The organism is Motilibacter peucedani (assembly GCF_003634695.1).
GTDB classification, from domain to species: Bacteria; Actinomycetota; Actinomycetes; order Motilibacterales; family Motilibacteraceae; genus Motilibacter; species Motilibacter peucedani.
In genome coordinates this window covers 43,272-54,897 of the sequence record NZ_RBWV01000001.1, presented here as the reverse complement: position 1 = coordinate 54,897, position 11,626 = coordinate 43,272, and the positions used below count along the sequence as shown (strand labels likewise).

At 74.0% G+C, this 11,626-nt stretch carries 11 protein-coding genes; 6 read left to right on the top strand and 5 right to left on the bottom strand.

Annotated features, from left to right (window positions below; all coding sequences use genetic code 11):
- Nucleotides 1-31: 31 nt before the first annotated feature.
- Nucleotides 32-784, bottom strand: a complete 753-nt coding sequence (locus CLV35_RS00245) for a DUF554 domain-containing protein (protein WP_121191419.1) — start codon at nucleotides 782-784, stop codon at nucleotides 32-34.
- Nucleotides 785-1,022: 238 nt separating this feature from the next.
- Here CLV35_RS00245 and CLV35_RS00240 point away from each other — a divergent pair, with 238 nt between their 5' ends.
- Complete coding sequence (locus CLV35_RS00240) at nucleotides 1,023-1,613, top strand: GNAT family N-acetyltransferase (RefSeq protein WP_147431818.1); 591 nt, start codon at nucleotides 1,023-1,025, stop codon at nucleotides 1,611-1,613.
- 25 nt (nucleotides 1,614-1,638) lie between these two features.
- On the opposite strand, the gene CLV35_RS00235 is transcribed toward CLV35_RS00240, so the two are convergent.
- Nucleotides 1,639-2,028 carry a hotdog fold thioesterase gene (locus CLV35_RS00235; protein ID WP_121191493.1) on the bottom strand — a complete coding sequence of 130 codons (390 nt, stop codon included), beginning with the start codon at nucleotides 2,026-2,028 and terminating at the stop codon, nucleotides 1,639-1,641.
- An 81-nt stretch (nucleotides 2,029-2,109) separates the two neighbouring features.
- Between CLV35_RS00235 and polA the strand changes: the two genes are divergently transcribed.
- Both polA and CLV35_RS00225 read left to right on the top strand, forming a co-directional pair.
- On the top strand, nucleotides 2,110-4,833 hold the full coding sequence (polA, locus tag CLV35_RS00230; RefSeq protein ID WP_231121230.1) for a DNA polymerase I: 2,724 nt from the start codon (nucleotides 2,110-2,112) through the stop codon (nucleotides 4,831-4,833).
- Nucleotide 4,834: 1 nt separating this feature from the next.
- Nucleotides 4,835-5,818, top strand: a complete 984-nt coding sequence (locus tag CLV35_RS00225; RefSeq protein ID WP_183061523.1) for a ketopantoate reductase family protein — start codon at nucleotides 4,835-4,837, stop codon at nucleotides 5,816-5,818.
- Here the strand turns inward: CLV35_RS00225 and CLV35_RS00220 are convergent.
- Complete coding sequence (locus CLV35_RS00220) at nucleotides 5,797-6,039, bottom strand: hypothetical protein (protein WP_121191416.1); 243 nt, start codon at nucleotides 6,037-6,039, stop codon at nucleotides 5,797-5,799. The genes CLV35_RS00225 and CLV35_RS00220 overlap by 22 nt on opposite strands.
- Before the next feature lie 116 nt (nucleotides 6,040-6,155).
- Entirely contained in the window at nucleotides 6,156-7,385 is a 1,230-nt protein-coding gene (locus CLV35_RS00215) for an EAL domain-containing protein (RefSeq protein WP_121191415.1), read from the bottom strand.
- A 180-nt stretch (nucleotides 7,386-7,565) separates the two neighbouring features.
- On the opposite strand from CLV35_RS00215, the gene CLV35_RS00210 reads away from it, so the two are divergent.
- On the top strand, nucleotides 7,566-8,600 hold the full coding sequence (locus CLV35_RS00210; protein ID WP_121191414.1) for an aldo/keto reductase: 1,035 nt from the start codon (nucleotides 7,566-7,568) through the stop codon (nucleotides 8,598-8,600).
- Nucleotides 8,601-8,603: 3 nt separating this feature from the next.
- Nucleotides 8,604-9,053: a type II toxin-antitoxin system PemK/MazF family toxin gene (locus tag CLV35_RS00205; protein WP_121191413.1), complete on the top strand. Its 450-nt coding sequence runs from the start codon at nucleotides 8,604-8,606 to the stop codon at nucleotides 9,051-9,053.
- On the opposite strand, the gene CLV35_RS00200 is transcribed toward CLV35_RS00205, so the two are convergent.
- The gene (locus tag CLV35_RS00200; RefSeq protein ID WP_231121229.1) at nucleotides 9,038-9,862 is read right to left on the bottom strand and encodes a class I SAM-dependent methyltransferase; all 825 of its coding nucleotides are present in this window, start codon (nucleotides 9,860-9,862) and stop codon (nucleotides 9,038-9,040) included. The genes CLV35_RS00205 and CLV35_RS00200 overlap by 16 nt on opposite strands.
- Nucleotides 9,863-10,106: 244 nt before the next feature.
- Here CLV35_RS00200 and rpsA point away from each other — a divergent pair, with 244 nt between their 5' ends.
- Nucleotides 10,107-11,591: a 30S ribosomal protein S1 gene (gene rpsA, locus CLV35_RS00195; RefSeq protein WP_121191411.1), complete on the top strand. Its 1,485-nt coding sequence runs from the start codon at nucleotides 10,107-10,109 to the stop codon at nucleotides 11,589-11,591.
- Nucleotides 11,592-11,626: the final 35 nt, after the last annotated feature.

Here is an 11,626-nt window from a genome sequence, read left to right as displayed (position 1 = left end):
CCCGGGACGACGCGGTCGAGGTCGTCGCGGCTCACCGGAGCGCCGCGACCACCTCGACCAGCACCGGGGCCACCACGAGCGCGGGCAGCAGGTCGGCGACGGGCACGTCGCGCACCCGCAGCAGTCGCAGCCCCACCCCCACGAGCAGCAGCCCGCCGGTCGCGGTCATCGCGCTGATGTCGGAGCCGGGCACCACGTCGCCCAGGGTGGCGCCGAGCGCCGTCACGCCGCCCTGCAGCAGCAGCACGGGGAGCGCGGCACAGGCGACGCCCCACCCGAGCGAGGCCGCGAAGGCCACCGACGCGACGCCGTCGAGACTGGACTTCACCGCCAGCGAGCTGATGCCGCGGCCGAGCCCGTCGTCGAGCGCCCCCAGGATCGCCAGCGGGCCGATGCAGTAGACCAGGCTGGCCGTCACGAAGCCCTCGACGAAGCGCTCGCGCGAGGGGTCGGCGTGCCCGGCGAGGCGGTGCAGCGTACGTCTGAGGCGCTCCCCGGCGCCCGCCAGCCGCCCCTCGAGGTCGAGCAGGGAGCCCACCACCCCGCCCAGGAGGACGGCGCCCAGGACGACGAGCAGCGGGGCGCTGCCGCCGACGTCGGCGCGCAGCGCCTCGTCGCGCACCGCCACCGCGTTGAGCCCGCCGAGCAGGATCGTCACGAGGCCGAGGCCGTCGGTGACGACGTCGCGGGTACGCCGCGGCAGCCGGTCGCCGAGGGCAGCACCGGCGGCGGTGCCCACGAGGATCGTGGTGACGTTGAGCAACGTGCCGGTACCTGCGACCACGCGGGCGGACCCTCTTTCGAACCTGGTTGCACGAAGGACTAGCGGGCGGTGTCGCGATGGTCGTAGGCTCCGCCCGAGCTTGATCCAACCTCCGGGCACGGCCCCGGGGTTGGCAGCCCTGCTGGGGGCGCGCGGCCAAGACTAGGAGGCCGCTGCGAGCAGGGAGAACGAGGCGTGTGCGGGGTGGGGTCAGCGTGCGCTTCCTCCGTGGAGGAGGCGTGTCTGCGGAGGAGGAGCGGTGCCTCGAGCCAACGTGTGCGTGCGCCGGGCCCGGCGCGACGACGCCGATGAGCTGCTGCGCATGTGGTGCGAGCTGCGCGAGTCGACCCGGTCGATGGACCGCGCGGCGCCGGTGCCCAGCGAGCGGGGGGTGCTCGAGCGGCTGGAGGCCGCCGAGGCCGACGCCAACCTGCGCATCCTGGTCGCCGACCTCGACGGCGCGGTCGCGGGCATGGCGGTGCTCACGCACCAGCCGTTCGCGGTGCTCTTCGACACCCGCTCGGTGCACCTGCACTTCATGCACGTGCGCCCGGAGTTCCGCCGTCGCGGCGTCGGCCACGCCCTGGTCGCGGCCGCGGCGTCGTTCGCCGAGGAGGTCGGCGCGGAGCAGCTGATGACCAGCACGCTGCCGCAGACCCGCGACGAGAACCGGTTCTTCGCACGGCTCGGCTTCGCCCCCGTCGTCATCCGGCGCGCGGCCGGCGTCGCGACGGTGCGCCGCCGCCTGGCGGCCGACGCGGGCGCCGTCTCGGCGGTCGAGGACCTGCTGGTGCGCCGCCGGTCCATGCGCACGCGCAGCCGGCTGCGGCTCGCGGGGATGGGCGACTGACCGAGCCGCCCGTTCGTCGGCGGGCTCAGCCCAGCGTCGTGATGGCGCAGGTGAGCCGGGCGGTGCACAGGCGGCGGTCCTGCTCGTCGGTGAGCACGATCTCGTAGCTCGCCAGCGTGCGCCCCAGGTGCAGCGCGGTCGCCGTGCCGATGACGGTGCCCGAGCGGGCCGCGCGGTGGTGGGTGGCGCTCACCTCGACGCCCGCGGCCGCCCGGCCGGCGCCGGCGTGCAGGGCGGCGCCGATCGAGCCGAGGGTCTCGGCCAGCGCGACGCTGGCGCCGCCGTGGAGCACGCCGGCCGGCTGGGTGTTGCCCTCGACCGGCATCGTGCCGACCACCTGGCTCGCGCTCGCGTCCAGCACCACGATCCCCAGCTTGTCGACGAGCGGTCCGAGCGACGCGGGGAGCGGGTGCATGGCCCCAGCGTAGGTGCGGCCGCCCGGGCCGCAGGGCACCGAGCGGGGCGGAGTGTCGGTGCCCGGTCCTACGATCGAGCCGTGACAGTCGACACCAGCACCGGCCCCGGCGCCCCGGACACGAGCGGCACCCAGCGCGGCGGGCGGTTGCTGCTGCTCGACGGGCACTCGCTGGCCTACCGCGCCTTCTACGCCCTGCCGGTCGAGAACTTCTCGACCACCACCGGGCAGCCGACCAACGCGGTCTACGGCTTCACCTCGATGCTGATCAACGTGCTGCGCGACGAGCAGCCGACCCACGTCGCGGTGGCCTTCGACGTCGGGCGCGCGACCTTCCGCACGGCGGCTTTCCCCGACTACAAGGCCAACCGCACCAAGTCGCCCGACGAGTTCAGCTCCCAGGTGCCGCTGATCCGCGAGGTGCTCGAGGCGCTGCGCATCCCTGTGGTGACCGCGCCGGGCTACGAGGCCGACGACGTCATCGCGACGCTGGTCGAGCGCGCGCAGTCGCAGGGCTTCGACGTGCTGATCTGCTCGGGCGACCGCGACGCGTTCCAGCTCGTCAACGACCAGGTCACGGTGCTCTACCCCCGCAAGGGCGTGAGCGACCTCTCGCGCATGACCCCCGACGCCGTGCAGGAGCGCTACGGCCTCTCGCCGACGCAGTACCCCGACTTCGCGGCCCTGCGCGGCGACCCGAGCGACAACCTGCCCAACATCCCCAGCGTCGGCGAGAAGACCGCGGCCAAGTGGGTCGTCGAGTTCGGCTCGCTCGACGCGCTCGTCGACCGCGTCGACGAGGTCAAGGGCAAGGCGGGCGACGCGTTGCGCGCCCACCTGGCCCAGGTCATCCGCAACCGCCAGCTCACCGAGCTCGAGCGCGACGTCCCCATCGACGAGCAGCCCGACGACATGGTGTGGCAGTCGTGGGACCGCGACGCGGTGCACCAGCTCTTCGACACCCTGCAGTTCCGGGTGCTCCGCGAGCGGCTCTACTCCGCCTTCGCGCCCCCGGAGCCCACCGCCGACGAGGGCTTCGACCTCGCCGGCGAGGTGCTGGCGCCGGGCGGGGTCGGCGCGTGGCTCGCCCAGCACGCGAGCGGCGAGGGCCGCACCGGCGTGCACGTGCTCGGCACGTGGGGGAGCGGCACCGGCGACGTCCACGGGCTCGCCTTCGCCGCCGCCGACGGCACGGCCGCCTTCGTCGACCCCACGACGCTCGGCCCCGACGACGACGCGGCGGTCGCCGCCTGGCTCGCCGACCCCGCCCGGCCCAAGGCGCTGCACGACGCCAAAGGCCCGGCCCACGCGCTGCGCGAGCGGGGCTGGGCGCTCGAGGGGCTCACCAGCGACACCCAGCTCTCCGCCTACCTCGCCCGGCCCGACACGCGCACCTTCGACCTGTCCGACCTGGTGCTGCGCTACCTCAAGCGCGAGCTGCGAGCCGAGTCCGACGACGACGGCCAGCTCAGCTTCGACGGCGGCGACGAGCACCAGCGGGCGTCGGCGGCGATGCTGCGGGCCCGCGCGGTCATCGACCTGGCGGCGGCGCTCGACGCCGAGCTGGCCGACAAGGGCCAGGACCGCCTGCTGCGCGAGGTCGAGCTGCCGCTCGTGCCGCTGCTCGGCCGCATGGAGCAGTCCGGCATCGCCGTCGACCTCGACCACCTCGGCGGGCTGGAGTCCGCCTTCTCCGACGCGGTCAAGCTCGCTGCCGACGAGGCGTTCGCGGTCATCGGCAAGGAGATCAACCTCGGCTCGCCCAAGCAGCTGCAGGTCGTGCTGTTCGACGAGCTCGGCATGCCCAAGACCAAGCGCACCAAGACCGGCTACACCACCGACGCCGACTCGCTCCAGGCGCTCTACGTCCAGACCGGGCACCCGTTCCTCGCCCACCTGCTGCGCCACCGCGACGCCTCGCGCCTCAAGCAGACGGTCACGGGCCTGCTCGCGGAGGTCCAGCCCGACGGCCGCATCCACACGACCTTCAACCAGACGATCGCGGCGACGGGCCGGCTGTCCTCCATCGACCCCAACCTGCAGAACGTCCCGATCCGCACCGAGGAGGGCCGCCGCATCCGCGAGGGCTTCGTCGTCGGCCCGGGCTACGACCAGCTGCTCACCGCCGACTACAGCCAGATCGAGATGCGCATCATGGCCCACCTGTCCGAGGACGCCGGGCTGATCGAGGCGTTCCAGTCGGGCGAGGACCTGCACGCGTTCACCGCGTCGCGCGTCTTCGGGGTGGCGCCGGCGCAGGTCAGCCCCGAGCAGCGGGCCAAGATCAAGGCGATGTCCTACGGCCTCGCCTACGGCCTGTCGGCCTACGGCCTGGGCAAGCAGCTCTCCATCGACTACGGCGAGGCCCAGGGCCTGATGGACGAGTACTTCGTGCGCTTCGGCGGCGTGCGCGACTACCTGCGCGACGTCGTCGACGAGGCGCGCCTGTCCGGCTACACCGAGACCGTGCTCGGCCGGCGGCGCTACCTCCCCGACCTCACGAGCGACAACCGCCAGCGGCGCGAGATGGCCGAGCGGATGGCGCTCAACGCCCCTATCCAGGGCTCGGCCGCCGACATCGTCAAGGTGGCGATGCTGCGCGTCGACGCTGCGATGCAGGCGGCCTCGATGCGCTCGCGGATGCTCCTCCAGGTCCACGACGAGCTCGTGCTCGAGGTGGCGCCCGGTGAGCTCGAGGAGCTGGAGGCCGTCGTGCGGCGCGAGATGGGGGCTGCGGCCTCCCTGTCGGTGCCCCTCGACGTCAGCGTGGGGTCGGGCCGCACCTGGCAGGACGCGGCCCACTGAGGTGCGCTACGTCGTGGTGGGTGCCGGCGCGGTGGGCGGCACCATCGGCGGTCGGCTCCACCAGTCCGGAGCCGACGTGCTGCTTGTCGCGCGAGGCGAGCACGCCGCGGTGATGCGCCGCGACGGGCTCCGGCTCGTGCGCCCCGGAGCCGACGACGTGCTGGCGGTCGCCGTCGAGACCGAGGTCGCGCGGCTCCGGCTGGCACCCGACGACGTCGTGCTGCTCGCGGTCAAGAGCCAGGACACCCCGGGCGTCCTGGCCGACCTCGTCCGCGCGGGCCTGGCGCCCGACCAGCCGGTCGTGTGCGCCCAGAACGGCGTGTCCAACGAGCTGCTCGCGCTGCGCGTCACCAGCCGCGTGCACGGCGTGCGGGTGTGGCTCCCGGCCAGCTCGCCGCGCCCGGGCGTCGTCGTGGCGCAGGGCGCGCCGATGAGCGGCAACCTCGACCTCGGCAGGTTCCCGAGCGGCACCGACGCGACCAGCGAGGCCGTGGCCGCCGACCTCGAGCGCAGCGGCTTCGTCGCCCGCCCCGACCCCGACGTCATGCGGTGGAAGCGCGGCAAGCTGCTCGCCAACCTCGGCAACGGCGTCGAGGCGCTGTGCGGGCCGGAGGCCGACGCGTCCGACCTGCTGGCCGCTGCCCGCGAGGAGGCGCGGCGGTGCTTCGCGGCAGCCGGGCTCGACTGGCCCTCCCGCGAGGAGGAGGTGGCCCGCCGCGGCGACCAGGTCGAGCTCGTCGACCTGCCCGACTGGCCGCGCGGCGGCGGGTCGACCTGGCAGAGCGTCACCAAGGGGGCCACGTCGACCGAGGTCGACCACCTCAACGGCGAGGTCGTCCTGCTCGGCCGCCTGCACGACGTGCCGACGCCGGTCAACGCGGCGGTGCAGGCGCTCGTCCACGACCTGGTGCGCCGCGGCGGCCGGCCAGGCGACGTCACGGTCGACGACGTACGCCGCTCCGCTCAGACCCTCCGGAAGCTGTAGGCGCTGTGCGAGCCGGTCGACGGGGCCTGCGGCCGGCCGCCCAGCCGGCGGGGGCCGTGGTGGGCGGGCTGCCCGGTCGCGGCGGCTGCGTCCTCGGGCCCGGGCGTCACGGCGGGCGACGAGCTCGGCACCGCTGCCGCGGCGCGCTCGGCGGGGGAGTCGACCAGGGCCAGCAGCGCTGACAGGGCCGATCCGCTGGAGGAAGGGGTGCTGGGTCGCACGGGCGTGCTCCTTGCTGCGCGGGGGAGAGGGGGCTCGGACCAGCGCGTCAGGACAGCATGCGCACGACGCTACGCGTCCAGTCCTCCCGCCCGCGACTGCTTTTCCGCCGCCCAGCTCAGACGTGCGCCTGTCCGACGAACGACGCCTGCGGCACGGGTGCCGCGGCTGGCACGTACGCCTCGCTCAAGGCGTCGGCGGGCCCCGGCCGGCCGAACCACCAGCCCTGCCCCAGGTCGACGCCGAGCGCCAGCAGGGCGTCCGCGTCGGTCGCCGTCTCGATGCCCTCCGCCACGACCTTGGCCCCCGCGCCGTGCCCGAAGCTCACGAGCGAGCTCACCAGCGCGGTGAGCACCGGGTCGGCGGCCACGCCGTCGACGAGCGTCCGGTCGATCTTGATGACCTCCGGCGCGGTGAGCACGATGTGGCGCAGCGAGGAGAAGCCCGCTCCCACGTCGTCGATGGCCAGGCGGGCGCCGCGCTCCCGCAGCGGGGTCAGCACCGAGCGCAGGACCTCGTAGTCCTCGACGGGGTCGTGCTCGGAGAGCTCCACGAGCACCCGGTCGAGCGGCATGCTCAGCAGCAGCGAGCGGCACTCGGGCAGCAGGAGGGTGGCGGGCGAGACGTTCATCGCGACGTAGCCGGTGACCACGTCGAGCAGCGCGCCGGCGCGCTCGATCGCCTGGAGCTCGAGGCGGTCGCCCTCGCCGATGCTGTGGGCCTCGGCGAAGCAGACGTCCGGAGCCTTGGCCCACTCGCGGGGGAAGCGGCTCAGCGCCTCAGCGCCGACGCGCCGGCCGGTCGCCAGGTCGACGATCGGCTGCAGGACCACCGTCGGGCCGCCGCTCTCGAGCACCGGGGTGAGCCGGCCCTCGATCTCGGCCTCGCGCGCCCGCCGGGCCACCGAGGGCTCGAGGACCACCGACGCCGCGTGGGCCAGGACGTCCATGAGGGCCTTGTCGCGCCGGCTCAGGCCCCGGTCGCGCGAGAGCCCGGCGCCGCAGAAGGTGCCGTAGACCGTGCCGTCGCTGAGCACGACCGGCACGGAGACGAAGCTGCGGATGCGGGGGAAGCGGGCCGAGGGCAGGGCCATGGCCACCGGGTGCTCGGCGAGGTCGGGGATCACCGCGGGCAGCGCCCCGTCCATGATCGCCTGGCACAGGGTGGTCTCGCGCGGCGTGCTCCAGCCCTCCTTGAACACGAACGGCACGGCCGACTCCACCACCTCGAGGTGCTGGGTCGTCTCGTCCATCCGGCTGAGGAAGGCGACGCTCAGGCCGAGCGACTCCTTCGCCGTGCGCAGCAGGTCGGCCACCTGCTGCTCGGTCTCCGAGCGGTTCTTGGCCACTGGTCCACCCTCCTCCCGTGCCGTGTCCTGCGCCTCCCGCCCATCGGCAGCGCGAGGCGCCGCTGAAGGCAGACGGCGCAGGCGCGTACGGTTCGGCGCGGGCCCCGCGGGAACGCTTCCGGAGGCTCGTGCAGCGACCGGAGCCCGAGCCGCTCCGACCGACCCGTCCGAGGAGATCCCGTGGAGTACCGCACGCTGGGCGCCAGTGGCGCCGCCGTCTCGACCTACGCGCTGGGCACGATGACCTTCGGCCGCGAGAGCGACGAGAAGGTCGCCCACGCCCAGCTCGACCGGTTCGTCGAGCTCGGCGGCACGCTGGTCGACACGGCCGACGTCTACGCCGAGACAGAGTCCGAGTCGATCATCGGGCGCTGGCTGGCCGACCGGCCCGCCGACGTCACCGAGCGCGTCGTGATCGCCACCAAGGGCCGCTTCCCGACCGACAGCACGCCCAACGGGCTCGGCCTGTCGCGGCGCCACCTGCGCCGGGCGCTCGACGCGTCGCTCACGCGGCTCGGCGTCGACCACGTCGACCTCTACCAGGTGCACGCGTGGGACCCGCTGACCCCGGTCGAGGAGACGCTGCGCTTCCTCGACGACGCGGTGAGCGCGGGCAAGATCGGCTACGCCGGCCTCTCGAACTTCACCGGCTGGCAGCTGCAGAAGGCGTGCGACATCGTCGAGCACCGCGGCTGGGCGCCGCTGGTCACCCTGCAGCCGCAGTACAACCTGCTGGTTCGCGAGATCGAGTGGGAGATCGTCCCCGCCGCGCAGGAGAACGGGCTCGGCCTGCTGCCCTGGTCGCCGCTGGGCGGTGGCTGGCTGACCGGCAAGTACACCCGCGAGTCGGCCCCCACCGGCGCCACGCGCCTGGGCGAGAACCCGGACCGGGGGGTCGAGGCGTACTCGCGGCGCAGCACCGTCGAGCGCACCTGGGACGTCGTCGACGCGGTCCGCGAGATCGCCGGTGCCCGGGACGTGAGCATGGCGCAGGTCGCCCTGGCCTGGCTCCACGACCGCCCGTCCGTCACCTCGGTCATCCTCGGCGCGCGCACGGTCGAGCAGCTCGAGGACAACCTCGGCGCGGCGGGGCTGCACCTCACCGCCGAGGAGACCGCCCGGCTCGACGTGGCCAGCGACCCGGGTGCGGCCGACTACCCCTACGGCCTGCCCGGCACCGAGCAGCGCAGCCGCAAGATCATCGGCGGTCGGTAGTACGTGGCCGGCCTCTGGGACGCGCTCGCCGCGCTGCTGCGCCCGCGCCCTCCGGCGCGGGCGCGCGTGCGGCCGGCCGCACCCAGGGGCCGGCACCTGGACTACGCGCCCCAGCCCGACGGACGCGCCGACCCGGGCGAGGTCGTGTGGACGTGGGTGCCCTACGAGGAGGACGCCTCGCGGGGCAAGGACCGGCCGGTGCTCGTCGTGGCCCGCTCCGGCCGCACGCTGCTCGGCCTCATGCTCTCGAGCCAGCACGAGCGCGACGGCCAGCACGGCTGGCTGGCCCTCGGCGCGGGTCCCTGGGACCGCGCCGGGCGGCCGAGCTGGGTGCGGCTGGACCGGGTCCTCGAGGTGGCCGAGGCGGGCATCCGGCGCGAGGGCGCCGTGCTCGACCGCGCGCGGTTCGACCGGGTCGCCGGCGAGCTGCGGCGGTCCTACGGCTGGCGCTGAGCCGGCTTCTCGCAGACGAAGACCGCCGTGCCGGGCAGCAGCCTCCCGCGCAGCGGGCTCCACCCGCCCCACGTGCGCTCGTGCCCGGCGGGCCACTCCGGCTCGACGAGGTCGACCAGCACCAGGCCAGCGGCCCGGACCTCGCGGACCCGGTCGCCCAGCGTGCGGTGGTGCTCGACGTAGGTCGCCCGGCCGGCGTCGTCGTGCTCGACGTAGGGCGTGCGGTCGAAGTACGACGAGGTCGCGGTGAGCCCGCCGGGGCCCGGGTCGTCGGGGAACGCCCAGCGCAGCGGGTGGGTCACCGAGAACACCCAGCGCCCGCCGGGCCGCAGGACCCGCGCCGCCTCCCGCATCACCGCCGCCGAGTCGGCGACGAAGGGCACGGCGCCGAAGGCGGAGCACACGACGTCGAAGGCGGCGTCGGCGAAGGGCAGGCGCTGGGCGTCGGCCTGGGCCAACGGCACCCGCGTGCCGTGCAGCTCGTCGAGCTCCAGCGAGGCCGCCAGCTGGCCGGCCGAGACGTCGGTCGCGACCACGCGGGCGGCCCCGGCACCGAGCAGCCACCGCGAGCACTGCGCCGCACCCGCTCCGACCTCGAGGACGGTCGCGCCGCGCACGTCGCCGAGCAGGTGGGCGTCCGCCTCGCGCAGCCCCTCCGGGCACCAGACGAAGTCGGCGTCGCCGAGGAAGGCGCCGTGCTCGCGCTGGTAGGCGGGGGCCTCGGCGTCCCACCAGAGGCGGTTGGCGCGTACGGTCTCCTCGGACGTCGCGGCGCGGCGCGCCACGCCGCTGGGCTCGTGCTCGCTCACGCGGCTCCTCTCGTTGACCGCCATGATGCCGTGCGCGTAGAGTGAGGTACGCGTGCCCAGTCCTGCGCGTCCTCAGACGGAGCAGGTCGCGCTCAGCGGTGTCGTCCTCGCGGCTGCCGTGTCCCTCCGGAGGGTCCCTCCGACCGCAGGGGCAACCGGCGGACCCGGCCCCGGACGATGCGGCCGACCACAGGCCTGAGCGCGTGACGCCTACCAGTTTGCCCGCATCGGAGCCCCTCCTTTCATGACGGCCACCCCAGTCGACACCCTGACGTCCGCAGCGCCCGCCACCCGGCAGGTCGCGATCAACGACATCGGGTCCGCCGAGGACTTCCTCGCAGCGATCGACTCCACGATCAAGTACTTCAACGACGGCGACATCGTCGAAGGTGTCATCGTCAAGGTCGACCGTGACGAGGTCCTCCTCGACATCGGTTACAAGACCGAGGGCGTCATCCCCTCGCGCGAGCTCTCGATCAAGCACGACGTCGACCCCTCCGAGGTCGTCAAGGTCGGCGACGAGGTCGAGGCCCTGGTCCTCCAGAAGGAGGACAAGGAAGGCCGCCTGATCCTGTCGAAGAAGCGCGCCCAGTACGAGCGCGCCTGGGGCACGATCGAGAAGATCAAGGACGAGGACGGCGTCGTCACCGGCACCGTCATCGAGGTCGTCAAGGGCGGCCTCATCCTCGACATCGGGCTCCGCGGCTTCCTCCCGGCCTCGCTGGTCGAGATGCGCCGCGTCCGCGACCTCCAGCCCTACGTGGGCAAGGAGCTCGAGGCCAAGATCATCGAGCTCGACAAGAACCGCAACAACGTCGTCCTCTCGCGCCGCGCGTGGCTCGAGCAGACGCAGTCCGAGGTGCGCTCCACCTTCCTGCAGACCCTGCAGAAGGGCCAGGTCCGCTCGGGCGTCGTCTCCTCGATCGTCAACTTCGGCGCGTTCGTCGACCTCGGCGGCGTCGACGGCCTCGTCCACGTCTCCGAGCTCTCGTGGAAGCACATCGACCACCCGAGCGAGGTCGTCGAGGTCGGCCAGGAGGTCACCGTCGAGGTGCTCGACGTCGACATGGACCGCGAGCGCGTGTCCCTGTCGCTGAAGGCCACCCAGGAAGACCCGTGGCAGCAGTTCGCCCGCACGCACCAGATCGGCCAGGTCGTCCCCGGCAAGGTCACCAAGCTGGTGCCGTTCGGTGCGTTCGTCCGCGTCGACGAGGGCATCGAGGGCCTGGTCCACATCTCCGAGCTGGCCGAGCGCCACATCGAGCTGCCCGAGCAGGTCGTCGGCGTGGGCAAGGAGATCTTCGTCAAGGTCATCGACATCGACCTCGAGCGCCGTCGCATCTCGCTCTCGCTCAAGCAGGCCAACGAGGGCGGCGACAGCGTCAGCGAGGCGTTCGACCCCACGCTCTACGGCATGGCGGCGACCTACGACGAGCAGGGCAACTACATCTACCCCGAGGGCTTCGACCCGGAGACCAACGACTGGCTCCCCGGCTTCGAGAAGCAGCGCGAGGAGTGGGAGCGCCAGTACGCCGAGGCGCAGGCGCGCTTCGAGGCGCACCGCAAGCAGATCGCGGCGGCTGCAGAGGCGGAGGCCGAGGCCACCGGCGAGAGCAGCGCGTCGTCCTACAGCTCGGCGGCCGAGGCCCCCGAGGAGGACCGCGGCGGCACGCTCGCCACGGACGAGGCGCTCGCGGCCCTGCGCGAGAAGCTCACCGGCGCCAGCTGACCCCAGCCCGCGTCGACGACGCCCCCCGGACCCAC

Bases quoted from the DNA above. Each gene is read 5' to 3' on its own strand.
- CLV35_RS00235 (WP_121191493.1), bottom strand. From the start codon at position 2,028: ATGCACCCGCTCCCCGCGTCGCTCGGACCGCTCGTCGACAAGCTGGGG.
- rpsA (WP_121191411.1), top strand. From the start codon at position 10,107: ATGACGGCCACCCCAGTCGACACCCTGACGTCCGCAGCGCCCGCCACC.